The 23,688-nt window shown below is 62.8% G+C and carries 25 protein-coding genes; 13 read left to right on the top strand and 12 right to left on the bottom strand.

Translation table 11 applies throughout. From position 1 onward, the window contains the following. Positions 1-86 precede the first annotated feature (86 nt). Complete coding sequence (locus JOE66_RS12620; RefSeq protein WP_205109947.1) at positions 87-1,016, top strand: MBL fold metallo-hydrolase; 930 nt, start codon at positions 87-89, stop codon at positions 1,014-1,016. Between the two features lie 10 nt (positions 1,017-1,026). Here JOE66_RS12620 and JOE66_RS12615 read toward each other — a convergent pair whose 3' ends face one another. Genes JOE66_RS12615 through JOE66_RS12600 form a run of 4 tightly spaced genes read right to left on the bottom strand, consistent with a single transcriptional unit; the run spans position 1,027 to position 4,461 of the window. After that, the gene (locus JOE66_RS12615; protein WP_205109945.1) at positions 1,027-1,758 is read right to left on the bottom strand and encodes a TetR/AcrR family transcriptional regulator; all 732 of its coding nucleotides are present in this window, start codon (positions 1,756-1,758) and stop codon (positions 1,027-1,029) included. A gap of 49 nt (positions 1,759-1,807) precedes the next feature. Further along, positions 1,808-2,221 (bottom strand): VOC family protein, encoded by a 414-nt coding sequence (locus JOE66_RS12610; protein WP_205109943.1) that lies wholly within the window; start codon positions 2,219-2,221, stop codon positions 1,808-1,810. A gap of 60 nt (positions 2,222-2,281) precedes the next feature. Continuing rightward, complete coding sequence (locus JOE66_RS12605) at positions 2,282-3,052, bottom strand: SDR family NAD(P)-dependent oxidoreductase (protein ID WP_205109941.1); 771 nt, start codon at positions 3,050-3,052, stop codon at positions 2,282-2,284. Beyond that, a complete protein-coding gene (locus JOE66_RS12600; protein ID WP_205109939.1) occupies positions 3,049-4,461 on the bottom strand; it encodes a phenylacetate--CoA ligase family protein in 1,413 nt (470 codons plus the stop codon). Before JOE66_RS12600 ends, JOE66_RS12605 begins: the two co-directional genes overlap by 4 nt. 140 nt (positions 4,462-4,601) lie before the next feature. Here JOE66_RS12600 and JOE66_RS12595 point away from each other — a divergent pair, with 140 nt between their 5' ends. The 9 genes from JOE66_RS12595 (at position 4,602) to fabG (ending at position 14,039) form a co-directional block, all read left to right on the top strand. After that, complete coding sequence (locus JOE66_RS12595) at positions 4,602-5,807, top strand: acetyl-CoA C-acyltransferase (protein WP_239518300.1); 1,206 nt, start codon at positions 4,602-4,604, stop codon at positions 5,805-5,807. A 45-nt stretch (positions 5,808-5,852) separates the two neighbouring features. Beyond that, positions 5,853-6,305, top strand: coding sequence for a MaoC family dehydratase (locus tag JOE66_RS12590; protein ID WP_205109937.1), 453 nt, complete (start codon positions 5,853-5,855; stop codon positions 6,303-6,305). Positions 6,306-6,368: 63 nt separating this feature from the next. Continuing rightward, positions 6,369-7,142: an electron transfer flavoprotein subunit beta/FixA family protein gene (locus JOE66_RS12585; protein ID WP_205109935.1), complete on the top strand. Its 774-nt coding sequence runs from the start codon at positions 6,369-6,371 to the stop codon at positions 7,140-7,142. A 1-nt stretch (position 7,143) separates the two neighbouring features. Further along, positions 7,144-8,715: a sugar ABC transporter ATP-binding protein gene (locus JOE66_RS12580; RefSeq protein ID WP_205109933.1), complete on the top strand. Its 1,572-nt coding sequence runs from the start codon at positions 7,144-7,146 to the stop codon at positions 8,713-8,715. After that, entirely contained in the window at positions 8,712-9,818 is a 1,107-nt protein-coding gene (locus tag JOE66_RS12575; protein ID WP_205109931.1) for an ABC transporter permease, read from the top strand. Before JOE66_RS12580 ends, JOE66_RS12575 begins: the two co-directional genes overlap by 4 nt. Positions 9,819-9,915: 97 nt before the next feature. After that, positions 9,916-11,121: a sugar ABC transporter substrate-binding protein gene (locus JOE66_RS12570; RefSeq protein ID WP_205109929.1), complete on the top strand. Its 1,206-nt coding sequence runs from the start codon at positions 9,916-9,918 to the stop codon at positions 11,119-11,121. Between the two features lie 60 nt (positions 11,122-11,181). Continuing rightward, complete coding sequence (locus JOE66_RS12565; protein WP_205109927.1) at positions 11,182-12,177, top strand: electron transfer flavoprotein subunit alpha/FixB family protein; 996 nt, start codon at positions 11,182-11,184, stop codon at positions 12,175-12,177. Further along, positions 12,174-13,208 carry a cytochrome b/b6 domain-containing protein gene (locus JOE66_RS12560; protein ID WP_205109925.1) on the top strand — a complete coding sequence of 345 codons (1,035 nt, stop codon included), beginning with the start codon at positions 12,174-12,176 and terminating at the stop codon, positions 13,206-13,208. Before JOE66_RS12565 ends, JOE66_RS12560 begins: the two co-directional genes overlap by 4 nt. Positions 13,209-13,283: 75 nt before the next feature. Continuing rightward, complete coding sequence (fabG, locus tag JOE66_RS12555; protein WP_205109923.1) at positions 13,284-14,039, top strand: 3-oxoacyl-ACP reductase FabG; 756 nt, start codon at positions 13,284-13,286, stop codon at positions 14,037-14,039. Between the two features lie 569 nt (positions 14,040-14,608). On the opposite strand, the gene JOE66_RS12550 is transcribed toward fabG, so the two are convergent. The 3 genes from JOE66_RS12550 to JOE66_RS12540 form a co-directional block, all read right to left on the bottom strand. Next, a complete protein-coding gene (locus JOE66_RS12550) occupies positions 14,609-15,652 on the bottom strand; it encodes a methionine synthase (RefSeq protein ID WP_205109921.1) in 1,044 nt (347 codons plus the stop codon). Continuing rightward, on the bottom strand, positions 15,649-16,665 hold the full coding sequence (locus JOE66_RS12545; protein WP_205109919.1) for a putative oxygenase MesX: 1,017 nt from the start codon (positions 16,663-16,665) through the stop codon (positions 15,649-15,651). Before JOE66_RS12545 ends, JOE66_RS12550 begins: the two co-directional genes overlap by 4 nt. A 93-nt stretch (positions 16,666-16,758) precedes the next feature. Beyond that, a complete protein-coding gene (locus tag JOE66_RS12540; RefSeq protein ID WP_205109917.1) occupies positions 16,759-17,712 on the bottom strand; it encodes a LysR family transcriptional regulator in 954 nt (317 codons plus the stop codon). Between the two features lie 17 nt (positions 17,713-17,729). Here JOE66_RS12540 and JOE66_RS12535 point away from each other — a divergent pair, with 17 nt between their 5' ends. Then, entirely contained in the window at positions 17,730-18,239 is a 510-nt protein-coding gene (locus tag JOE66_RS12535) for a cupin domain-containing protein (protein WP_205109915.1), read from the top strand. A 33-nt stretch (positions 18,240-18,272) separates the two neighbouring features. Here JOE66_RS12535 and JOE66_RS12530 read toward each other — a convergent pair whose 3' ends face one another. The 5 genes from JOE66_RS12530 to JOE66_RS12510 all read right to left on the bottom strand — a co-directional run bounded on the left by JOE66_RS12530 (position 18,273) and on the right by JOE66_RS12510 (position 22,024). Beyond that, positions 18,273-18,806: an Abi family protein gene (locus JOE66_RS12530; RefSeq protein ID WP_205109913.1), complete on the bottom strand. Its 534-nt coding sequence runs from the start codon at positions 18,804-18,806 to the stop codon at positions 18,273-18,275. A gap of 241 nt (positions 18,807-19,047) precedes the next feature. Next, positions 19,048-19,431 (bottom strand): molybdenum cofactor biosynthesis protein MoaE, encoded by a 384-nt coding sequence (locus tag JOE66_RS17295; RefSeq protein WP_307827298.1) that lies wholly within the window; start codon positions 19,429-19,431, stop codon positions 19,048-19,050. A gap of 202 nt (positions 19,432-19,633) precedes the next feature. Continuing rightward, on the bottom strand, positions 19,634-20,116 hold the full coding sequence (locus JOE66_RS12520) for a MogA/MoaB family molybdenum cofactor biosynthesis protein (protein ID WP_205109909.1): 483 nt from the start codon (positions 20,114-20,116) through the stop codon (positions 19,634-19,636). After that, complete coding sequence (gene moaC, locus JOE66_RS12515) at positions 20,113-20,697, bottom strand: cyclic pyranopterin monophosphate synthase MoaC (protein WP_205109907.1); 585 nt, start codon at positions 20,695-20,697, stop codon at positions 20,113-20,115. The genes JOE66_RS12520 and moaC overlap by 4 nt, the downstream gene beginning before the upstream one ends. Further along, positions 20,690-22,024 (bottom strand): molybdopterin molybdotransferase MoeA, encoded by a 1,335-nt coding sequence (locus JOE66_RS12510; protein ID WP_307827188.1) that lies wholly within the window; start codon positions 22,022-22,024, stop codon positions 20,690-20,692. The genes moaC and JOE66_RS12510 overlap by 8 nt, the downstream gene beginning before the upstream one ends. A 134-nt stretch (positions 22,025-22,158) precedes the next feature. On the opposite strand from JOE66_RS12510, the gene moaA reads away from it, so the two are divergent. Continuing rightward, a complete protein-coding gene (moaA, locus tag JOE66_RS12505) occupies positions 22,159-23,277 on the top strand; it encodes a GTP 3',8-cyclase MoaA (protein WP_205109905.1) in 1,119 nt (372 codons plus the stop codon). Next, positions 23,270-23,662 (top strand): hypothetical protein, encoded by a 393-nt coding sequence (locus JOE66_RS12500; protein WP_307827187.1) that lies wholly within the window; start codon positions 23,270-23,272, stop codon positions 23,660-23,662. Before moaA ends, JOE66_RS12500 begins: the two co-directional genes overlap by 8 nt. Positions 23,663-23,688 lie beyond the last annotated feature (26 nt).

Here is a 23,688-nt window from a genome sequence, read left to right as displayed (position 1 = left end):
TCAATTCACCTGACGTTCAAAAAGTTGACTCGTCAGTTGGTACCATCATGATGGCGAGCACGACCTGTGTCAAGCAAGGAGATTTCATGCAGTCCATAGCCGCAAACGTCTGGAAGCTCGATCTGCCGATTCCTGGTTCTGGCCCGGCCACCGTCGCTGCGTACCTCCTGCGAGCCGATGACGGTGGGCTTCATCTGATCGATCCCGGTTGGGGCGAGGCTCACTCGATGACGTTCATGACGACGGCGCTGGAATCGCTCGGTTCGACGCTGGCAGACGTCACATCTGTCATCGTGACGCACTTTCACCCCGACCATCTCGGGTTTGCGCGCGAGCTGCAGCGACGAGGCGTGCCTCTGACGTTGCCGGCGCGCGAGCAGCAGGCCATTCGTGAGGAGCGCGATCGGATGCCCGTCAGGCACATCTCGCTGCACGCACAGTATGAGCGGTGGGGTGTTCCGCGCGAGGTCGCGAACGAGTTGATCACGACGTTCGACTACCTCGACGCCCCAGACGTGCAGCCTGACGTGATGCTCGAGGATCTCGAGCAGCTTGCGATCCCCGGCTTCGATCTGCACCTTGTGGCGACGCCAGGTCACACCGACGGGCACGGCTGCTACGTCGAGCTGCGCCGCGAACTGCTGTTCTCGGGCGATCATATTCTCTCCGAAATGAATTCCGGCATCGGGCTGGGTGGTGCATCTCCTGATCCGCTGCAGAGCTACCTTGAATCACTCGAAAAGCTCGCGATCTACGATCAGTTCCAGTTGCTTCCGGGTCACGGCGAACATAGACCGACCGTCGGCGATCGCCGCAAGGCGCTTCTTGCTCATCACCATGAACGCTCTCGTGAAATCGAACAGCTGCTCGAGTCAGCTCCCTCTCAGACGACGTGGGAGCTGGCTTCCCGGGTGCGCTGGTCGGGCGGATGGGCCGGCCTGCACGGCACGCACCTCGCGTCAGCCCTCACCCAGACAGCCCAGCATCGCACCAGGCTCGAGACGTTGCAGGCCTGACACGAGCGGCTTACGACGTCGAATCGGCCGACGTGTTCGCGCTCGAAAGCGAGGGGAGCAGCTGCTCGAGTCGCTCGCTGTGAAAGCGGATGGAGCGGGCGTGATACTCCGCCGTTTCGACGGCGCCTTCCGCCTCCCGCGTTCCGGCGGGCATCCCATTGTCGTTACTTCGACGAATGCCGCGAAGAATCAGCTCGATGAAATCGTCGGCGATGTCGAGTGACGATTTCGGTCCGTCTGGAGTGAACCACTTCGAGAGCCAGTTGCACATTCCGTCGATTGCAAACGCGATGACCTTCTCATCGCGGTGTTCGAATTCCCCGCTCGTGAAACCGCGGAGCAGAATCTCTTTGAGCACCGAGTCACTCCGGCGCTTCAGCCGACGAAACTCCGCCCGCACCTCGGGCGGCAGTTCTGACTCGACCGAGAACGACAGGCTGTAGAGGTCGATATTGCTCGCCACCGACGAGACGTGGTAGCGCACGTACGCGCGCAGCTCATCGGTCGCGCTGCCCGACCGCGTGGTCTGCTCGCGCAGGCTCTCGAGCTCTTCGTTGATCCAGTCGCCGAATACCTGGCGAAGCAGATCTTCTCGGCTGCTGAAATAGTGGTAGAGCGCTCCCTTGGTCAGATTGACTTCGTTGGCGATGTCTTGCAGCGTCACGCCTCGAATGCCACGCTCTTTGAACAGTCGGGTCGCCGCACGTACGACCTCGTCTCGAACCATTGCTTGTCTAGCCATCGTCGTGTGTTCGCTGCTTTCGCGGATGATCGGGGTTATTCGCCCGACTCTATCGCGGCAGCTCGATAAGTTCGATCTGCACGCCCGCCATTTCTTTGGGATGCACGAAGTTCACCGGAAGATGGCCGGCACCTCGTGCCGCCGTGTCGAGCAGGGGAGCGACGCCCTGCTCGCGTAGCTGCTCCGCCGCCGCATCCACGTCGTCTACTCGCAGCGACAGCAGGAAGAACCCGTCACCCTTGCGTTCGAGAAAGCGCCCTACCGATGTCGTCGGATCTGCGCTGGTGATGAGGTTCAGACTGAAGCCGTTCAGGTCGAATGACGACCCGCGCATGCCGGGAAACGCGAAGCCGTTCTCGTCGACCGGCACGCTGGGCACGCCCAGCAGCTGTTCGTACTTCGTGGTCCAACGGTCGAGATCGCCGACTGCGATATTGATACCGTGCACTGAGTTACTGAGCATCCTGATGCCTTTCATTGGTGAAGAGTAATGGTGTGGGTGGTCTTGTTTGGGCACCTGGAGTCATGCAATTGACATACCGCCGTCGACGAGAATCGTCTGCCCCGTGATGTATCCAGCGCCGGGGGAGGCCAGCCACACTGCCGTGGCGGCCAGCTCGGCAGGCAGGCCCGCGCGCCCGAGTACGATTCTCGGCAGGAGCACTGTCGTCACGTACTCGTCGTCGTAGGCCTCTGTCATCTCGGTCTCGAAGTAGCCCGGGGCCAAGGCGTTGACCCGGATTCCTTTTCGCATTCCCCACTGCTGGGCAAGGTCTCTGGTGAGCCCCACCAAGGCGGCCTTGCTCGCCGTGTAGGCGGCTTGAGGCAAACGCGCGGTCGTCACGGCCAGCACGCTCGAGATGTTGATGATGGAGCTCTGCGGCTGCATGACACGCGCACACGCCTGCGCCATCCAATACGAGCCGTATAGATTCACATCGATGATCGATCGGAACTGCTCGGGGGTCTCCCGGGTGGCGGGTACGGCAGACGAAATGCCCGCGTTGTTGACGAGCACGTCGACTCGCCCGAACTGCTCGATGGCCCGTTCGACCAGTTCGCTGCACTGCTCCGGCACCGAAACGTCTGTCTTGACGACCAATGCCGATCGCCCGAGGCTTCGAACTGCTTCGGCCGTGACATCGAGCCTTTCGGTGCGCCGAGCCGCCACGACGACGTTCGAACCTGCTCGAGCGAACGACTCTGCGAACGCAGCACCGAGCCCTGACGACGCACCGGTGATGATCGTCACCCGATCGCGAAGCGAGGCATACGGATCGTCGACTTCTGTCATCGCAGATCCAGGAGTCGTTTGACTTTGCCTTCGCCGCCGAGTCCGGTGAGCGGTGCGAGCGAGCCACCTGGCACAATATCGACATCGACTGCGACACCGAAGAGATCGGCCAAGCGGGCTAAGAGACTCGCCCGCAGCAGGCCTTCGTCGACCTCGGGCTTGGCCTCGACACGAACGGTCATGCGTTCCCTGGCGCTCAGGCCGGTGCCGACATTCTCAACAACGCAGATGAACTCTCCCGTGGCTCGCTCATCGCCTTGAACCGTGTCTTGCGCGGCTCGCGGATACACGCTGGTCGCGCGCAGCTTGACCATCTCGTCGCTTCTGCCGAGAAAGCCCGAGAGCTTCGTCGTGCGGGCCCCGCATGCGCACTTCTCGCGAGGCTCGCGGTACATCAGATCTTTGAGGTTGTACCGGATGATCGGCGGTACCGATCGGTGCAGACTCGTCACGACGATGTTGCCGGCCGCACCGTCTGGCAGCGCTCGCCCGGTTTCGCGGTCGGTGATCTGAAGTACGGCGGTGTCGTCATTGACGTGCAGACCGTTCTGCTGCTGACATTCGTAGCCGATGAGGCCGACCTCATGCGTGCCGTAGTTGTCGTAGACAGGCGCGCCCCACGCATCCTCGAGCAGCTTTCTCAGATGACCTTCAGTATCGACCCCGAGGTAGGTGTGGATGAACCGGGTCGGAAGCTCCTTCTTCAGGTCGATGCCGGCGGTCTTGGCGGTCTCGGCCAGAATCTTCATATACTCGCCGAACGCCACCCACCCAGCAGTTCCCCATTCTCGGGCGAGTTCGAGTTGCCGAACCGAACTGGTGACCGCCCCCGATCCGGTGGTGAGCGGTACGAGCCCACTCCAGTGCTGGGCTGCCGTAGAGGAGCACCACGCTGTGTTTCCGAGGCTGTTGGTCAGGGTGATCTGCAGAATGTCGCCGACCTCGGAGCCCTGCGCAACGAAAGCCCGCGCGAACTGAATGGCCTGGACCTCCCAGGCCACCGGATCGAACAGAGTCGGCCTCGGCAGCCCCGACGTGCCGCCACTCGACTGGATCTTGAGCGGTGCGGTCATGGTTTCTAGCGCGAAGTTCTGATGATCGCCGAATGGTGGATGCGCTTCGATCGAGGTTTTGATGTCGTCACTCGTGAAGGTCGGGATCTTCTCGAGATCGTCAAGGCCGCGAATGTCGCCTGGCTCCAGGCCGACAGCGCTCCAACGGTTTCTATAGAAGGGAACAGACCAGGCATCCTTCATTCGAGCGAGGAACCGGGCATTCTGAAGCTCGAGAAGAGCATCGTCAGATGTGTCGGCCATCACCTCGTCGAAGAATGGCGGGGGCGGAAACTCGTCAACGAGCTTCGCCCAATCGACGCTGGACCAGTAGTAAGGGATCGGCTTCTTTGGCATCGCAACTCCTGCGTGAATCATCGGGTCGATAATTTGAACCCTTGGTCGATTGTGGGCCAGAAGCACGTCCGCGTCAAGTGCAATATGACCGGGTGGGCAATTTATTGACTTTGTAGTCAAACATGGTCATGATGATGGCCATGACTATCAGAGAAGCAGCAATCGTGTCAGTTGCACGAACGCCGATCGGCAAGGCCTATCGGGGCGCGTTCAACAACACCTCCGGGCAAGAACTAGCAGCACACGCGGTCTCGCACGCCATCGAGCGCGCAGGAATCGACGGCGCAGAAGTCGAAGATGTGCTGTTCGGCTGTGCCATGCAGCAGGGCAGCACCGGTTCCAACCTGGCCCGGCAAGCCGCCCTTCGCGCAGGCCTGCCGGTGACGGTGCCCGGGTCGACCATCGACCGACAGTGCGCATCTGGCCTGATGGCCATCGCGACCGCCGGCCGCCAGATCGTTCAGGAGAATATGACGATCGCGATCGGCGGTGGCGCGGAGTCGATCTCGCTGGTTCAGAACGACCACTGGAACGCGTACCGCAACACCGACGCCTGGCTCGAGCAGAATCGCCCTGGCGTCTACTGGCCGATGCTGCGCACGGCTGAGAGGGTCGCAGAGAAGTTCGGCGTCTCCCGTGAACTGCAAGACCTGATGGGCCTGCAGTCGCAACAGCGAGCAAAGGCCGCTCGCGATGCGGGGCGTTTCGACGAAGAAATCGCACCCATCACGGTGACGAAGCTCGTCACAGATCGGCAGACAGGGGAGACGTCAGAGCAGACGGTCACCCTCATCCACGACGAGGGCATCCGCGACACGACGGCCGAAGCGCTGGCCGGTCTCACTCCGGTGATGGCCCCGGGAGATGCCAGTGCCGTGCCTTCGGTGACCGCAGGAAACGCCTCGCAGCTCTCTGACGGTGCCGCGGCGGCTGTACTGATGGAGGCGGGTGAGGCGAACCGCCGCGGGATCATGCCCCTCGGCTTCTACCGGGGAATGGCGGTAACCGGATGCGCGCCCGAAGAAATGGGCATCGGACCAATCACCGCGATCCCGAAGCTGCTCGCCAACCATGGGCTCACGATCGATGACATCGGACTCTGGGAGCTCAACGAAGCCTTCGCCTCACAGGCCGCATACTCGCGCGACTTTCTCGGCATCGACCCCGAGAAGATGAACGTCGACGGTGGGGCGATCGCGGTCGGCCATCCCTACGGAATGACCGGTGCTCGGCTGACCGGCCACGCTCTGATCGAAGGGCGCCGACGGGGCGTGCGCTGGGTCGTGGTCTCGATGTGCGTCGGAGGCGGCATGGGAGCCGCCGGCCTGTTCGAGGTCGCTTTATGAGGAACGGTGCCGTATGCACCGTCTACGGCGGATCGGTTATGTGAGATGAGAATGTTCAGCAGCGTCGCTGAGCTCGAAGGGGCTATCGGTACTCATCTGGGGTTCTCGCCGTGGCGAGTCATCACTCAGCAGCAGATCGACACTTTCGCCGACGCTACCGATGACCATCAGTGGATTCATGTCGAACCTATTAAGGCTGCCGAAGGTCCCTATGGCTCGACAATCGCCCACGGCTACCTGACTCTCAGTCTCGTGTCAGCGATGCTCTGGGAGGTCTACGGCGTCGAAGGGATTCGAACGGCCATCAACTATGGCGCAGACACCGTTCGATTCCCTGCACCTGTGCCTGTCGGTTCTCGCCTGCGGGCCGGCGCCGAACTTCGCTCGGTCACGCGTGCACGATCCGGATTTCGCGTGGTCGTTCACGTCACCGTCGAGATCGAGGGCGCAAGCAAGCCCGCCTGCGTCGTCGACTCCATCGGCCTGCTCTCGCCCTGAGCGTTTCACCGCTGCACAGTCTCACTACTGCACAGTTTCACCACCGCACCAAGGAGTTCAACAATGAGAATCGTCGTGTTGGTCAAAGAGGTTCCCGACACCTACGGTGATCGCACACTCGACCGCGAAACCGGCCTTGCCGATCGGTCGGCGAGCGAACGCGTGCTCGACGAGATCGGCGAACGGGCGACAGAGGTAGCAGTCTCGTACGCAGAGAAGAACCCAGGCACGGAGGTCGTAGTCATGTCGATGGGGCCCGAAACGGTGACGACGACTTTGCGTAAGGGTCTGGCCATGGGCGCGACCAGCGCCGTGCACATTTTCGACGATCGGCTGAAGGGTGCAGATCTCACTCTCACAGCCGAAGTGCTGGCGCGGGCGATCGACACCACAGGCTTCGACCTGGTCATTTCGGGAAACCTGTCGACCGACGGAACCGCCGGCATGTTGCCGGCGATGGTGGCAGAACTGTTGGGTGTTGGGCACGCAACCAACCTGGAACGCGTCGAGATCTCAGAGCACGGCGTGTCGGGCGATCGCGTGAGCGACACGGGAACGATGCACGTGTCGGGTGCGCTTCCCGCGGTGATTTCTATCACCGAACAACTGCCCGACGCGCGATTCCCCAACTTCAAAGGCATCATGGCGGCGAAGAAGAAGCCATTCTCGACCCTGTCTCTGGCTGAACTCGGAGTCGACGCAGAGGCCGACCTTCCGCGCTCCATTGTGGTCGCCGTAGCAGAGAAGACTCCGCGACTCGCCGGAGTGAAGATCGTCGACGAAGGAGACGGCGGTCAGCAGATCGCCGACTTCCTGCGTCAAAGAAACCTGGCGTGAGATGACCGAAGTGCCCACTGAAAACGTCACCGCAAGCCGAAGGCATGCCGCTGACGAGCGTGTGCAGATCACCAATCTGTCGAAGTCTTTTCCCGGAACAAGAGCGCTCGACTCAGTCAATCTGACCATCGGAGCGGGGGAGATCCATGCTCTCGTAGGAGGCAACGGTTCCGGCAAATCGACACTCATCAAGATTCTGTGCGGCGTCTATCAAGGCGATCCTGACGGATCGATCAGGATTGATGCACATGTCACTGCGTCTGATGAGACCAGCCCGGCGGGCGCTCGGGAGTCGGGTGTGCACGCCGTTCATCAAGACCTCGGCGTATTCCTTGACATGTCTGTCGCGGAGAATCTTGCTCTCGGTTCCGGCTACGAACGCACCTGGCTCGGCGGCATCGATTGGCGGTCGCTCAACAAGAGGACGCGGAGCCTCATCGAGCGTTTCGAGATTGCTGCCGACCCGAACACACAATTGAGAGCTGTGGGCCCCTCCGTTCGTACGCAGGTGGCTATCGCCAGGGCCCTGCAGGGGCAGTCGGATTCCTCGAGCGGCCTTCTGATTCTGGATGAGCCTACCGCTTCGTTGCCCGCCCACGAGGTAGCCCTTCTGCTGAGCCAGCTCAAGAAATACGCCGCTGCAGGCCAGGCGATTCTCTACGTCAGTCATCGCCTTGATGAGATCCTGGCAATCGCCGATCGCGTCACGGCTCTGCGAGACGGACGAGTGGTCGGAACCTACACTGCCGCAGAGATCAGTGAAGATTTTCTGATCGAACTGATCGTTGGATCTGTTGTCGAGAAAGCGCCTCGCGTCAGCGCGACGTCTCGCGTTGACGTGCCGCTCTTTTCGGCCACTGATATCGCCGCCGCGCCGCTGCGCAACGTCACTCTCGACGTGCGGCCGGGTGAGGTGGTCGGACTGGCCGGCCTGCTCGGTTCAGGCCGATCGGAGCTTCTGCGTACGATCTTCGGCGATCTCCGACCATCGGCCGGTCACATGCGGCTGAATGGGCGACCGTTCGCTCCCCGATCGACGGCGGAGGCGATCAAATCGGGCGTTGCCTATGTGCCCGAGAATCGCCTTCACGACGGGGTATTTCTCGACGAGACCATTGCCAGCAACATCGCCATGCCCGCCCTCGCGTCGTACTTCAGGCGCGGCCGGCTCTCGAACCGCGCGATTCGCGCGGACGCCACCAGCGACATCCAGAAGTTCCTGGTCAAAGCCACGGGCGCCGATGCTCTTCTCTCTACTCTGTCTGGCGGCAACCAACAGAAGGTCGTGGTCGCTCGTTGGCTGCGCCTGCGACCGACCCTGCTGCTGTTGGACGAGCCCACTCAGGGTGTCGATGTCGGTGCCAGAGCCGAGATCTACGACCTCGTCAGAGCGGCTACCGACAATGGCGCCGCTGCACTCGTGGCCGCCTCTGACTTCGAAGAGCTGATCTCGTTCTGCGATCGCATACTCGTCATTCGAGAAGGTCGCATAGTCGCCCAACTCACCGGCGACGAGATGACTCCGCAACGGCTGACCCACATCGTCCTCGAAACAAGCGAGACCTCAAAATGACTCCCTCACGCACCACCTCTGCGGCTGCTGCAGACAATCCGAGCACGACGACACGTCGCACGAGCACATCGGTGCCAGGCGCAGTTCGGCGTCTCGAGCAATTCGGGCTGCCTCTCTTGCTGGTCATCCTTTTTATTGTGTTCACCGCCAACCCGGTGAGCGGGCCGACCTTTCGAAGCTCGGCGAACATCAACCTGCTCTTAGGCAATCAGGCCGTGACAGCGCTCGTTGCGCTCGCCATGGTCGTGCCACTCATCTGTGGATACTTCGACCTCTCCGTGAGCGCGATCGCGGGAGTCTCCAACATCACCGTCGCTGCCGCCATGAGCACCTACCATCTACCGGTCTGGGCAGCCCTGTTGGCAGGACTGATCGTCGGTGCGCTCATCGGATTCATCAATGGTCTTCTGGTCGCCAAGGTGAGACTGAACGGCTTCGTCGTGACCCTCGGCACCTACACCGCCCTGATCGGCGCCATTACGTGGTACACGAAGGGGCAATTGATCACGTCAGGTATCCCGCCGTCATTCGGGCACTGGAGCGCCCAGTCTCTTCTCGGAGTGCCGCGACCGTTTCTGATTCTCATCGCGATCGCCGTGATCGTCTGGTACATCGTCACCCAGACACCATTCGGCAGAAGACTGGAAGCCATCGGCTCGAACGAGAGCGCCGCCCGCCTTGTGGGCATCGGCACCACTCGCGCCGTCTGGACAAGCTTCGTCATCTCAGGTGTCTTGGCCGGCGCGGCCGGCGCACTGCAGACGTCTAGGGGTGGAGCAGGCGACCCTTCCGTTGCAACGGCGTACCTCTTTCCGGCATTCACTGCCGTCTTTCTGGGCGCAACGATGCTCAAACCCGGCAAATACAACGTCTGGGGCACGGTGATCGGCGTGTTCTTCGTCGCAATCAGCGTCAGCGGGCTCACCTTGCTCGGGGCAGATGTCTGGGTGCAGCCCGTCTTCAACGGTCTCGCCCTCATCGCCGCCGTGGCCCTCTCGACCCTGATAGCGCGAAGTCGTCAGGCGGGCGCGGCCAAGAAGCAACACGCCCGTGTAGATGCCGAACGGTCATCGCCACAGACCTCGCGGTCGGCACAGACCTAGCTCTCACCCCCTGACCAAACCACGAACCTCCCGTTCACAAACGGGACACCAGGCCGGGACCAACCGGCGCAATCACATCAACTGCACGGAGGAAACAATGACGTTTTTCAGCAGAAGCAAACACAAACCGCTGATGGCAATGGGGGTGATGCTCGCCACTGGATTGCTTCTCGTCGGCTGCTCCGACGACACGGGCAGCGGCACGAGCTCAACCGCAGCGAGCGCGGCCGACCCGAACCACGTGTATGCCCAAGGCATTCCGACATTGACAGAGCTGTACAACTCGAACGAGACCGCGCCGCCCGCCACGGGCCCGAAACTCCCGGCCAATAAGAACGTGATCTTCTTGTCGTGCGGGCAGGCCGCTCCTGGCTGCTCCGGCATCCCCAATGCGATGGCAACGGTCGCTCAGAAAGTGGGCTGGAAATTTCAGATCATCGACGGCGCCTTCAACGCGAACGGCGCATACGGTACCGGAATGCGACAGGCGATCGCAGCGAAGCCCGACGCAATCGTCGTCAGCGGCATCGGGTGCGCCGAGATCGCTCAGCCCCTGGCCGAGGCCAAAGCGGCAGGCATCCCGGTTTTCAACATTCAGGGCGCAGACTGCGATGACCCGAAGAACGATGGGGGAGCATCCGCGCCGCTCTTCGTAGACATGCAGTTCAACAGCGCGTTTGCGACATCGGGACAGTATTTCTACGAGTGGGGATTCTTGCAGGCCTCTTATGCGATCGACGCCACCGAGGGCAACGCCAAGATTCTGCGCACCGGATACACGGGAAGCATATACGGCGAGTACCAGAAAGAAGGACAGGATGCCGCACTTGCCAAATGCTCCGGCTGCAACGTTCTTTCGACCGTCGACTGGGTCGCCACCGATCTGGGCGCAGGTGGCCCGCTTCAGCAGAAGTTCACCACAGTGCTGAACCAATACCCCGACGCGAACGCTGCGCTGCTCAACTTCGACAGCGTCGCCACGACGGGCGGAGTCGCCAAAGCCATCAGCGACGCCGACCGGCAAGGCGGCATGACCGTTGTCGCCGGCGAGGGCTTTGCGCCTGCGTTGCAACTGATTCGAGATGGAGGCGGCCTGAACGCCGACCCCGCCCAGAGCGCCTCGTGGACAGCCTGGGGCGGAATCGACGCGATGAACCGCTACTTCAATAACGTGCCCCAGGTGCCGGAGGGAATCGGATTCCGCTTCGTCGATGTCGACCACAACATGATGCCCGATGGTCAAGACTTCGAGTCGCCCATCGACTATCAGACGACCTATCTGACCAGCTGGGGACTCCAGTAGGTCATCGATCGGCGTACGCGACAACCAGCAGCATCCAGATCATCTGCGAAAGAAGATAACGTGTCAGACTCATTTTCAGCCGACTCCATCCTCGTCGTGGCCGAGGTGACTCCGCTTGGCGTGCTCGCGAATACAGTGCCCGCGCTGCTCGGCGCTGCGGCGAGCATCGGTACTCCCATCGCGTTGATCGTCGCGTCGCCAGAACATGCGGCCGATGCGGCACGTGCCGCTGCGAGCTTCGGAGCCGCGCAGGTTCTGGTCGTCGAGACCACGGCGGTTTCGACGATGCTCAGTGCGCCGATCGTCGATGCCCTGGTCTCTGCTGCGCAGCTGGTGAAACCCGAAGCGATTCTCATCGCGAAGTCGATCGAGGGCCGCGATGTAGCCGCACGATTCGCAGTGCGAGTGCATGCCGCGGTCTCGGTCGATGCGGTGGGAGTCAGCCGAGACGACGACGGAATCGTCACCCATCATTCGGTTTACGGCGGCGCGTACACCGTAGAGGCTGCAGCCACCTTCGGGGCGCTGGTCGTCACCATTCGACAGGGCGCAATCGACGCTCGCGCGGACGCGCAGCCACCGCAGAGCATCCCGCTGCCCGTTGCCGATTCTGCGACGCCGGCGTTCGAAGTGAGCGCCTTCACCCCCGCGTCGCAATCATCGACCCGCCCCGAGCTGAGCGGTGCCGCGAAAGTGGTTTCGGGTGGTCGCGGGCTCGGTTCGCAGCAAGGATTCGTTCTGGTCGAACAGCTCGCAGACGCATTGGGTGCGGGCGTCGGCGCATCGCGGGCGGCGGTCGACGCAGGATACATTCCGCACAGCCACCAGGTGGGGCAAACCGGTGTCTCGGTCTCACCGCAGCTCTACGTCGCGCTCGGAATCTCAGGAGCAATACAACACCGAGCCGGGATGCAGACCGCAAAGACCATCGTCGCAATCAACCAAGACGCGGACGCCCCGATATTCGAGATAGCCGACTTCGGTGTCGTCGGCGACATCTTCACCGTGGTGCCGCAACTGATTGCAGCGCTCAACGACAGTCAGAGTCAGCCATGACAGACGAGCAACGCCCACGGGTGGTGCGCCGCGGCCTGCCGCGCGAATCGGAAGAAGGGCAACGGCCCGCCGCTGCGCCCGCCCTGCCCGGTGCTGCCGCGCCAGTGATGTCGGTCGAACCGAGCGGAAAGCCACGCGAAGTTCGATTCGGCGTGGCAGCGATGCCGCGAGTCGTGCTCGGCATCCTCGGCGCCGTCGTCGCGGCCGGCATTCTGGTGCTCGCAGCACGGGGGCTGGCCGGTCTCGACGTCATGCGCGACTTCATGACGACGTATCCGGGCGAAACGCCGCTGCCCGATTCGGCACCCGTGGGAATACCGGCCTGGTTGGGGTGGCAACACTTCTTGACAGTCTTCTTCATGGTGCTGATCATCCGCAGCGGCTGGCAGGTTCGCACCCAGAAGCGACCCGATGTGTTCTTCACCTCGCGGCGACCGATCAGCCGAAAAATCAGTTTGAGCCTATGGTTTCACCAATCTGTCGACCTTCTGTGGCTGATCAACGGCGTGATCTTCATCGTGCTGCTCTTCGCCACAGGTCAATGGATGCGCGTGATACCCACCAGCTGGGCTGTCATTCCCAACGCCCTCTCTGCCGCCCTGCAATATGCATCGCTGATGTGGCCGACAGAAGACGGCTGGGTCAACTACAACAGCCTGCAGGTGCTCGCCTATTTCGTCACGATTTTCGTGGCTGCGCCCCTGGCGATCGTCACGGGTTTTCGCATGTCGGCGCTGTGGCCTGCGCGTGCGGCGCGCCTCGTCCGACTCTATCCGGTGGAGTGGGCGCGGGCCCTGCATTTTCCGGTGATGCTGTACTTCGTGTTCTTCATCATCGTTCACGTCACACTTGTCCTCGCGACGGGCGCGCTTCGTAATCTCAACCATATGTACGGCGGGCAGGACGCCGTCAATTGGGTCGGCTTCACGATCTTCAGTGCCTCGATCGCCATCATCGGAGGCGTGTGGTTCGCCGCGCGGCCCATCGTTCTCGCACCTCTTGCGGGTCTTTTCGGCAAGGTCGGTCGGTGAACCTAGTCTGAGCAATCATCGGAACTGTTTCACCATTTCACATACGCTTCACCACATCAAATAAGGAGAAAATTCATGTCAACGGAACGAATTGCAATCGTGACGGGCGCGGCGCGGGGGATAGGTGCCGCCGTTGCCCAACGCCTTGCCGACGATGGTCACGCGGTCGCGGTACTCGACCTCACGGCAGAGAGCTGCGACGCAACGGTCGATTCGATCAGGGCGGCGGGCGGCCGAGCGATCGCTGTGGGCGCAGATGTGAGCAACGAAGAGGCGGTCAGCGCGGCGTTCTCGTCAATCGAGGCCGAGCTGGGGCATCCGACCATCCTCATCAACAATGCCGGAATTATTCGAGACAATTTCTTGTTCAAGATGACGACCAACGACTGGGATGCGGTCATCGGCGTGCACCTTCGAGGAGCGTTCTTGATGAGCAAGGCCGCCCAGAAATATATGACCAAGCAAGGTTTCGGGCGCATCGTCAACATGTCGAGCAGCTCTGCGCTGGGAAACAGAGGCCAAGCCAACTATGCCGCAGCGAAAGCAGGCATTCAGGGCTTCACGAAAACGCTCGCGCTCGAGCTCGGAAAGTTCGGCATCACCGTCAACTCGATCGCGCCCGGCTACATCCAGACCGACATGACGGCGGCTACCGCCGAACGACTCGGCACGCCCTTCGAGCAATTGCTCGACCAATGGGCCAGCCAGATTCCAGTCGCTCGAGTAGGCCAGCCCGACGACATCTCGAACGCAGTGTCGTTCTTCGTCGATGATCGCTCGGGATTCGTCTCCGGTCAGATTCTGTATGTGGCTGGCGGTCCGCTGGACTAGTCGGCGTCAGGAATAGTTGAGAGCGGCAGCGATGCCCGTCCAAACGTGATCGCAAGATCGAGGCCAGTGCGTACGGATCTGTTAGTCCGATGGACGATGTTCAGCTGGCATTGCGCGCCATGCAGATCCACAGTCGTGTCATGCGCCAAAACCGTTATCGGGGCGGGAGACTTCCGCCACAGTTCGGTCGCTCGGCGTATTAGCGGTTATGGCGCATGGCATTCGAGCTTTAGATATCTGGCTACATGCGCGGCTGTCGATCACGTGGTCAGGATTCTGCTTTCTGTATGTGTGCGGGAGTTCCTGTTCGAGTCAAATTCCCTCGATAATTGCGCCGATAATGGACGTTCTGTCAAGTAGTCACGGGACGCGAGTGACCGCGCTTCACGCTCGCCGCTCCTAGTACCGCTCCGACATGTTGCCCTTGCGCTCTTCCCGAGAGTTTCTGCATCTGCTTGACCAAACGAGGGTCGCTGACGGTCGACGCCGAGCTCGCCATGAGATGCCTGAACCTCTACCGGCCTGGCCTTCTACCCTCCGCGAGTGACCCGCTAGCCCAAGAATCGCTGCTACTTCGCCATGCGGGACTGACCGAGTTCTGCGCGAAGGATTTCAGCTCCTGCAGCGAGGGCGACCATCTTGTCTCGTGCAACCTGTCGAGGCAACGGTGCCATGCCGCAGTTCGTACTCGGGTACAGCTTGTCGGCATCGACGAACTCGAGCGCGCCCCGGAGCGTGGCAGCCACTTCTTCGGGGGTCTCGATCTCATTGCTGGCGACGTCGATGGCGCCGAGCATGACCTTCTTGCCCCGGATGATCTCAACCAACTCGAGCGGAACGTGCGAGTTCTGGCACTCCAACGAGACGATGTCAATGGTCGACTTCTGCAGTAGCGGGAACGATTCCTCGTACTGGCGCCACTCAGACCCGAGTGTCGCCTTCCAGTCCGTGTTGGCCTTGATGCCGTAGCCGTAGCAGATGTGCACGGCTGTTTCACTGCTGAGGCCCTCTGCCGCCCGCTCCAGGGCCGCCACACCCCAATCCTTCATCTCGTCGAAGAAGACGTTGAACGAGGGCTCGTCGAACTGGATGATGTCCACCCCCGCCGCTACGAGTTCTTTGGCTTCTTCGTTGAGGATCTTCGCGAACTCCCAGGCAAGTTTCTCGCGACTCTTGTAGTGACTGTCGTAGAGCGTGTCGATCATTGTCATGGGCCCGGGGAGAGCCCATTTGATGGGTTGAGCCGTCTGTTGGCGCAAGAACTTCGCGTCTTCCACGAAAACGGACCGTTCGCGGCTCACCGCACCGACGACGGTCGGCACGCTCGCGTCGTAGCGATCGCGGATGCGCACCGTTTCTCGTTTTTCGAAGTCGACACCGCTGAGGTGTTCGATGAACGTGGTGACGAAATGTTGACGGGTCTGTTCGCCGTCACTGATGATGTCGATGCCGCTGAGACGCTGTTCATGGGCCGATAGGCCCAGCGCATCCTTCTTGGCCTCGATCAATTCTTGGCCGTGCAATTTCCAGGGCGACCAGAGTTTCTCCGGCTGAGCGAGCCACGAGGGTTTGGGCAGACTGCCGACGATCGAGGTCGGTAACAGAGGGTTCATGCTGCCTGAGTCTCCGCGTGTCGTCGGGCTCGTGGAGGGTAGCTCGCGGCCCATCGCTCGAGCACAGTGTGGAACGGCTTCATGAAAAGCTCTTCGGCGAGCTTGCCTTGCCTGATCGCCAGCTGGCTGCGCTCTTCGCGATCGTAGGCAACGGGAACCGGCGAATAGTCTGGATTCTCCAGTCTCGGCCGATAGACCTGTCGGGCTGGTGAATGGGCGTTGTAGATCTCTGGGCGATAGATCTTCTGGAACGCTTCCATGGTGCTGATGGTGCTGATGAGTTCCAGATCTGAGTAGTCGCTGGTCAGATCACCGACGAAGTAGAACGCGAAGGGCGCGACGCTGCCGGGCGGCATGAAATACCGCACCTGCAGCCCCATCTGTGCAAAGTAGTGGTCGGTCAACGAGAACGCATCCTGGTGATACTCGATGCCCAGTACCGGATGGCGATTGCCAGTGCGACGATAGGTTTCTTTGCTCGACACGCTGATGCAGATCACGGGCGGCTTGTCGAAGCGCTCGGCATAGACATCGGAGACGAGGAAATGCCTGAACAGCTTGCCGTGCAGGTCTCCGAAGTCCCGTGGAACAGGGAGCACCGTTTCACGTGCACGGTGCTTCGGCAACACCACGCTGAAATCGTAATCACGAACATACGACGAGAAGTTGTTTCCGACTATGCCGTGAATACGCTCGCCGGTGTGATGGTCGACGATGTGGGCATCCAGAATCTCGATCAGCGGGAAGGCTTCATGAGCGCCGTCTGACGGGAGGTGCAGGTCGATAGACACGATCTCGAGCTCGACCGAATAGCGATCCCGGTTCGGGTTGTCACAGTTCGCGAGTTCGTTGAAGCGTTTGTCGATCATCCTCAAGGTGTAGCGAAGATTCTGTTGACGATCGTCGCCTCGCGCGAGGTTCGCGAAGTTCGTCGTGCTTCGGGAGCTGTTCGACGGGGAGTATTCGTCGTCGAAGCGCGTGGTGCTGATACCAAACGTGAGTTCGTTCGTCATGTGATCCGATGCCTTCTCTGAGGAAACCAAGGTTAGGCAACGTCGGTGCCCATAGCACCATCGAGACGAAGGATGGGTTGGCATAGGCGTTGCCTATACCAACAGCTCCACGCCGAAATCGGTGACGACGTCGCGCAGCTGGGCGACGAAACCCTGTGCTTGGTCGGTGAGCGGCACGGAGGTGTGGCCGATCCATCCGATCTCGATGCGCTCGTCGACGTCGAGCGGCACAGCGGTGATCGACGGATCGAGGTCGTCGGAGATGATGCCGGTGGAGATGGTGTAACCGCCGAGCCCGATCATGAGGTTGAAGATGGTGGCCCGGTCGCTCACCCGGATGTTCTGTTTCGACGAAAGGGTCGAGAGTATTTCTTCGGCGAAGTAGAACGAGTTGTTGGCCCCTTGGTCGAACGTGAGCCGGGGCAGGTTTTCAAGGTCGGCGAGGGTGGCCCGCTCGCGGTTGGCGAGGGGGTTCGTGCGGGCGACGAAGATGTGCGGGGCGGCGAGGAAGAGCGGATTGAAGGTGAGGCCCGACTCCCGGAGCAGCTTGTTGATGACTTTTCGGTTGAAGTCGTTGCGGTAGAGAACCCCGAGCTCGCTTCGGAGCGTGCGCACATCTTCGATGATGTCCCAGGTGCGCGTCTCGCGAAGCGTGAATTCGTACTCCGCCGCGTCAGAGGCGTTCACCATCCGCACGAAAGCATCGACGACGAAGGAGTAGTGCTGCGCCGAGACGGCGAGGAGCCGGCGTGAACGCGGGCGCCCCAGGTAGCGCTGCTCGAGGAGCTCTGCCTGCTCGACGACCTGGCGGGCGTAGCCGAGGAACTCTGCGCCGTCTTCGGTGAGGGTGACCCCGCGGGCGGAGCGGGTGAAGAGTGCGCGACCGACGCGTGTCTCGAGGTCTTTCATTGCGGCGGACATGGTCGGCTGCGCCACAAAACTCAGGTCGGCGGCCGCGCTGATGGAGCCTTCTACGGCAACCTCGACGAAGTACTTGAGCTGCAGCAGGGTGATGCCATTCGTCGCTCCGACGCCGCCACGTACCATGGCCACAGGCTATCGCAGTGGATGCCAAAGGCGAGTCGCTCGAGGGCGCTACACTTCGGGAGCATATGTACGGCCAGGGGGATGCCCGGCCTCTGCCCGAGCATCCGGACACCGTTTCGGGCATACTCCACGCCCGCGTGACCGAACAGGTTCACGCAGCCCAACTCGCTGATCGACCACAGAAAGAAGTGCGTTCCATGAATCACGTCGTCTCCTTCGCCGAAACCACCGAAATCCCGTACCCCGAGCTCACGGTTTTCGCCTACTCGAGCGACGACGACTTCGCCGGAGCCTCGATGATCACTGTCGAGGGCTCCCACCCGCGCATTCTCTCGACGCACTCAGGCCGGGTTTACCTTGTCGTCGAGGGAACGGGGTGGTTCGAGGTCGACGGAACCACGAAGGCGGTCAGCGCGAAGGATGTCGTGTTCTTGCCCAAGAACACGCCGTACTCGTATGGCGGCCAGATGGAACTCTTTCTGGTGCACGCTCCCGGCTACCTGGCTGAGGGCGACGTTCACCTCTAGGCGGCAGCGTGGCCCTGATGGCCGAGTCGGGACTCAAGGGCGGCCAGAGCTTTGTTTGTCGCGCTTCTCGGAAGTCGACCCCACGATGGGCACCTTGCCCGACAGTGCAGTGACTAGCCCCAGTCGGGCGGCGGAACGCACGCATAAGCTCGCCCGGAGAACGATGGGATCGGTGAATGCATTCACAAAGTTGATGGGGTCCAAGTGAGCGAACGCAGATTGCCTTCCGAGCACGTGTCCAAGTTGAGTTCTCAGCGAGACCTCGATTCTTTCGATACCGTCCAGAACTAGCATGCGTAGTTGACGATCGAAATTGATCAGGGCCTCGGCGTATTCGAGAGTTGTGCCGACCTGATAGTTGTTGTGAATCAAGGTCTTCTGGCGACCGGGCTCGTCGACATAGGGTTCCGATTCTCGGAACGGGAACAAGTAGCCGGTCACGCGGTAATAGCCGACAGTGCTCAGCAGTCTGGCTCCTGTCTGGCGGCCCGAATCGTCGACACTGCGAGATTCGAGCTTGTCGAGTTGCTCGCTGATCGAAAGCCAGGGTTTTGTGTATTCGGCCACGAAGATCCTCGTTAAAGAAAATCAGCCCCAGCTGTGAAGCGAGCGGGCTGATCGTGATGAGTCAAGATTAGCATGCGCTGCCGGTTGTCGACCAAATCTCATGGAAATTGCGCCCGTTGCTCGGCCCGACCGAGTCCAATTTGGTCAGCCCTCGACATCCAGCAAAGTGTCGCAACGAGTACTCTAAGACAACAATGACGAAAATTCAACACTTGCAGACGGCACGCGTGGCGACCGTGGCTTACCCCGCGCCGACCCACTCGAACGTGCCGTCGGTGAACCACTGTTCCTTCCAGATGGGTACCCGGTCCTTCACGGCGTCGACCAGTTCACTGCACGCGGCGAAGGCCTCCGAGCGGTGCGCCGCAGAGACCGCGCAGGCGAGCGCGATGTCGCCGATCGCGAGGTTGCCGACGCGGTGAGCGACGGCGATGCGCGTTCCGGGGTGCGCAGAGGCGACATCGTTCGCGACCTCGCGCATGACTTCGCCGGCGCTCGGGTGGGCAGAATAACTCAGGCGCGTCACGGGTTTGCCGTGGTCGTGGTTGCGCACCACGCCGCTGAACGTCACGACGGCCCCCGCTTCGTCGCTCGCGACGTTCTCGGCGCACCATTCGACGGTGATGCCGACATCGCTGACGTATGCGAACGCGACCTGGCCCGTGGCGCTGCGGTCGTCGAGGTCATAACCGCCGACACTCTCGGCCGATGCGCCAGACCCGGCCTCGGCACCGGTCTTCTCCGAACCGGTGGCACCCGCAATCGACTCACTCGGCACCGCTCCGGTTGGCCCCACGTCGTCGGGCCCGAAGACGTACGAATCAGAATCACTTGCGGGCATGGTCCCCACCTCTCAGCTGGTCGATCATGTGGTCGAGAACCTCGTCGAGCAGTGCCAGACCGTCAGCGACGCCGCCCCGCGAGCCCGGCAGGTTCACCACGATCGTTGACCCGGCGACCCCGGCGACCCCACGCGACAACAGAGCGCTCGCCACCTTCAGTGAGCCGCGACGGCGCAGCTCCTCGCTGAAACCAGGTATCTCGTAGTCCAGCAGTGCGCGGGTCTGGTCTGGCGTGCGATCGCCTGGGTGGATGCCCGTTCCGCCGCTCGTGACGAGCAGTGTCGGTGTGGCGGCGAGCAGCCGCTGCAGGGCCGGGGTCACCCCGGGGCCGTCGGCGACGACGAGCGGTGGTGCTGCCGAGCATCCACGAGCCGTCGCCCACTCGGCGATGACTGGACCGGTGAGGTCGTCGTAGACCCCCGACGCCGCCCGGGTCGACACGATGAGGATGGCGACGGTGTCAGTCATTGCGGGACCGGATTGTGCGTATCCGCCGGTTCTGTCTCACTCGCCGGTTCGCTGGGGGCAGCCGAGGGGTCACTGAACCCGTCTTCGCGCACCCAGTCGCCGCTCTTGCCGCCGCTCTTCGCGAGCACGGCGATGTCGGTGATGCTGGCGTGCTTGTCGACCGCCTTGATCATGTCGTAGAGCGTGAGGGCGGCGATCGAGGCGGCCGTCAGCGCCTCCATCTCGACGCCGGTCACGCCTGTTGTCTTGACCATCGACCGGATGATGACCCGATCGTGCTCGGGAGTGAAATCGATCGTCGCGCCAGACAGGGGCAGGGGGTGACAGAGGGGAATGAGGTTCGAGGTCTGCTTTGCGCCGAGGATGCCGGCCACGCGAGCGGTGGCCAGTGCCTCGCCCTTGGGGAGGTCGCCGGCGAGCAGGAGGGCGATCACGTCGGGACGGGTGATGAGCGTCGCCGTCGCGTGGGCGACGCGCTTGGTGACCGCCTTGTCGGTGACGTCGACCATGAGCACGGCGCCGTCGGGCCGCACATGCGTGAGCTGATCGGCGTCTGCTTCGGGCGCGATTTTGTCAGTCATCGATTCTCCAGACCATCACCGGGTCGCCGGCGTCGAGGTGGGCGACATCGGCGGGAATGTGCACGAGTACATTCGACGAGGCATACGAGTGCAGCAGGTGCGAGCTGGTGCCGCCCACGAGCGTCACGGTGCCCTCGTCGTCGACGAAGCCGCGCCGAATCTGGTGAACGCCGAGGGGTGAGTCGACGGCTTCGACGGTCATGGCGACCTCTCTGAGGCGCTCGGCCGGGTTCTGCCCGGCGAGGCGGCGAAGCGGCGCTCGCAGGAACATCTCGAACGTGACCAGCGCACTGACCGGGTTGCCCGGCATGCAGATGACCGGGCGCACGAAGGCCACGTCGGTCGCCGCGGCAGGAATCGCCGCGAGCCCGAAACCCTGGGGGCCGCCCGGCTGCATGGCGACCTTGCCGAACACCACGCCGAGGGGCGTCAGCGCGTCACGCACGACCTCGCGGGCGCCGGCGCTCACGCCTCCGACAGTCACAACAATGTCGGCCCAGGGCGCGTTCGCCGAGAGAATCGCCAGCAGCACCTCGGCGTCGTCAGACCGGCACGGTATGGCCCGCACTTCGCACCCGGTCTCGATGATCGCCAGGCTCAGGGCCACACTGTTCGAATCGAAGATCTGCCCAGGCTCCAGCGTGGTTCCCGCGTCGCGGATCTCGTGCCCCGTCGAGACGAGGAGCACCCGGATGCGCGGCAGCACCTGCACTTCACGAAGCCCCGTGCCGGCGATGACCCCGAGTTGCGCCGGCCCGAGTGAGGACCCGGCCCGCAGCAGCACGTCGCCCGCCGAAACGTCGCTTCCGGCCTTACGAATGAAAGCGCCTGGCGTCACGGGTTCGATGAATTCCACGTTCACGCTGGGCGGGGTTTCATCAGTCGCGTGTTTGCCGCCCTGAGGCAGGTGCTCGGGGAATCGTGGCGGCACGGCCTGCTCGATCGGCACAACCGCGTCTGCGCCCGGGGGCACGGGGGCGCCGGTCATGATGGGGGCCGCGGTGCCGGGGGTGAGCACGCCCGCCGGGTCGCCCGCGGCGATCTGCCCCGCGACCTCGAGCTTCACCGGGTTCTCGCCCGACGCGGTCACCAGGTCGAACCACGACACGGCGTAGCCGTCCATCTGCGAGTTGTCGAACCCGGGCAGGTCGGTGGGGGAGAGCACATCGGCGGCCAGGATGCGCCCCTGGTAGTCTCCCGGCCGGGCAGCGAGGGCGTCAGCAGAGACACGAAGCGGTTCGGATGCCCGGGCGGAGCGACCCGCGCCAAGGGGCCCGAGCAGCGCGTCGATGGCGTCACGGTGTTCATCAATCGTGCGGCGGATCACAGCACCATCCTGCCTCACTCTGCCGGGAGCTGTCTGCCCACTTGAGGCCCCGATGCATTCGGCGAGCTGCACTCGCCCCGGCCCGCCACAGTCCGAAGCGGCACGTCGGTCGAAATACCACTTAGGCTTGGTCAATGACCGTGATGCTGGGAGTACCGCAGGTTCGCGCTCGCGCGGGCGAGCCGCCAAGCGCCCGGCAGATCGCGCAATTCGGCGAGCGGCCGTCGTCGGTTGCGGTTCCCGGGCTGCTCGACAGCTACGGCCGGGTCGCCACCGACCTCCGCATCTCCCTCACAGACAAGTGCAACCTCCGCTGCACCTACTGCATGCCGGCTGAGGGCCTCCCCTTTCTCCCCACGCCCAAGCTCATGCAGCGCGACGAGATCGTGAGGCTAGCGCGGCTCGCGACAGAACGACTCGGCGTTCGGCAGGTGCGCTTCACGGGCGGTGAACCACTTCTGCGCGGCGACCTGGTCGACATCATCCGTGACGTTTCAGCACTGGATGCCCGCCCGGAGGTCTCGCTCACCACCAACGCGATCGGGCTGGCCGGGCGGGCGACCGCGCTCGCCGACGCGGGCCTCGACCGGGTGAACGTGTCACTCGACTCGATCTGCGCCGAGACCTTCGCCACGATCACCCGGCGCCCCTTCCTCACCAAGGTGCTCGCGGGCATCGACGCGCTGGGTGCGGCGGGCATCCATCACACCAAGATCAACGCGGTGCTCATCCCCGGCATCAACGACACCGAGGGCCCTGAGCTGCTCGAGTGGGCGCTCGCCGGCGGGCACCAGTTGCGGTTCATCGAGCAGATGCCGCTCGACGCCGACCACATCTGGGATCGCGACGTGATGATCACGGCCGAGGAGATGCGCCGCCGCCTGTCGGAGCGTTACGACCTGACGCCAGATGAAGCGCCGCGCGATGGTGCGCCGGCCGAGCTCTACCAGGTGCGGCTCCGCGGCGCGGCAGCCGATTCGCCCTCGCTCGGAACCGTGGGCATCATCGCCTCTGTCACCGAGGCGTTCTGCGAAGACTGCCGCCGCACCCGGCTCACCGCCGAGGGAGCCGTGCGCAGCTGCCTTTTCTCGCACGTCGAGACCGACCTTCTCGGCCCGATGCGCGCCGGCGCCGACGACGACACGGTCGCCGACCTCTGGCGTGCGGCGATGTGGGCGAAACCTTCCGGCCACGGAATGAACCAGGCTGGCTTCCAGCAGCCCGACCGACCGATGAGTGCGATCGGTGGCTGAGGTCGCGCAGGTCGCTGAGGCTTCGATGGTGCCGGTAGTCGCGCCGAGCGCTGGGCTGACGCCGGGCGCTGGGCTGACGCAGGGCGCTGAGGTCACACTGGGCGCTGAGGTCCCGGTGGACACGCGTGGAGGTGTTCCGGTCGTGACCGTTCGCTATTTCGCGGCGGCCAAAGCGGCGGCCGGTGCCGGCGAAGAGGTGCGCCCATTGCCCGGCTTGGGCTCCGGATGCTCGATCCAGGCCCTGCTCGACAGCACCCCGTTCGGCTCGGCTCCCGTCTTCGCGCGCAGCACCTTTCTGCTGAACGGCGTCACGACCACCGATCGCGCGGCCCTCGTCCACCCCGGCGACACCCTCGACGTTCTGCCCCCCTTCGCCGGCGGCTGAGCCCGGGCAGCTGTGCCCCAGCTGCG

It is taken from the genome of Subtercola frigoramans, from assembly GCF_016907385.1.
Lineage (GTDB): Bacteria > Actinomycetota > Actinomycetes > Actinomycetales > Microbacteriaceae > Subtercola > Subtercola frigoramans.
This window is presented reverse-complemented; position numbering and strand designations above follow the sequence as displayed.

Bases quoted from the DNA above. Each gene is read 5' to 3' on its own strand.
- JOE66_RS12620 (WP_205109947.1), top strand. From the start codon at position 87: ATGCAGTCCATAGCCGCAAACGTCTGGAAGCTCGATCTGCCGATTCCT.
- JOE66_RS12615 (WP_205109945.1), bottom strand. From the start codon at position 1,758: ATGGCTAGACAAGCAATGGTTCGAGACGAGGTCGTACGTGCGGCGACC.
- JOE66_RS12610 (WP_205109943.1), bottom strand. From the start codon at position 2,221: ATGCTCAGTAACTCAGTGCACGGTATCAATATCGCAGTCGGCGATCTC.
- JOE66_RS12605 (WP_205109941.1), bottom strand. From the start codon at position 3,052: ATGACAGAAGTCGACGATCCGTATGCCTCGCTTCGCGATCGGGTGACG.
- JOE66_RS12600 (WP_205109939.1), bottom strand. From the start codon at position 4,461: ATGCCAAAGAAGCCGATCCCTTACTACTGGTCCAGCGTCGATTGGGCG.
- JOE66_RS12595 (WP_239518300.1), top strand. From the start codon at position 4,602: ATGACTATCAGAGAAGCAGCAATCGTGTCAGTTGCACGAACGCCGATC.
- JOE66_RS12590 (WP_205109937.1), top strand. From the start codon at position 5,853: ATGAGAATGTTCAGCAGCGTCGCTGAGCTCGAAGGGGCTATCGGTACT.
- JOE66_RS12585 (WP_205109935.1), top strand. From the start codon at position 6,369: ATGAGAATCGTCGTGTTGGTCAAAGAGGTTCCCGACACCTACGGTGAT.
- JOE66_RS12580 (WP_205109933.1), top strand. From the start codon at position 7,144: ATGACCGAAGTGCCCACTGAAAACGTCACCGCAAGCCGAAGGCATGCC.
- JOE66_RS12575 (WP_205109931.1), top strand. From the start codon at position 8,712: ATGACTCCCTCACGCACCACCTCTGCGGCTGCTGCAGACAATCCGAGC.
- JOE66_RS12570 (WP_205109929.1), top strand. From the start codon at position 9,916: ATGACGTTTTTCAGCAGAAGCAAACACAAACCGCTGATGGCAATGGGG.
- JOE66_RS12560 (WP_205109925.1), top strand. From the start codon at position 12,174: ATGACAGACGAGCAACGCCCACGGGTGGTGCGCCGCGGCCTGCCGCGC.
- fabG (WP_205109923.1), top strand. From the start codon at position 13,284: ATGTCAACGGAACGAATTGCAATCGTGACGGGCGCGGCGCGGGGGATA.
- JOE66_RS12550 (WP_205109921.1), bottom strand. From the start codon at position 15,652: ATGAACCCTCTGTTACCGACCTCGATCGTCGGCAGTCTGCCCAAACCC.
- JOE66_RS12545 (WP_205109919.1), bottom strand. From the start codon at position 16,665: ATGACGAACGAACTCACGTTTGGTATCAGCACCACGCGCTTCGACGAC.
- JOE66_RS12540 (WP_205109917.1), bottom strand. From the start codon at position 17,712: ATGGTACGTGGCGGCGTCGGAGCGACGAATGGCATCACCCTGCTGCAG.
- JOE66_RS12520 (WP_205109909.1), bottom strand. From the start codon at position 20,116: ATGACTGACACCGTCGCCATCCTCATCGTGTCGACCCGGGCGGCGTCG.
- moaC (WP_205109907.1), bottom strand. From the start codon at position 20,697: ATGACTGACAAAATCGCGCCCGAAGCAGACGCCGATCAGCTCACGCAT.
- moaA (WP_205109905.1), top strand. From the start codon at position 22,159: ATGACCGTGATGCTGGGAGTACCGCAGGTTCGCGCTCGCGCGGGCGAG.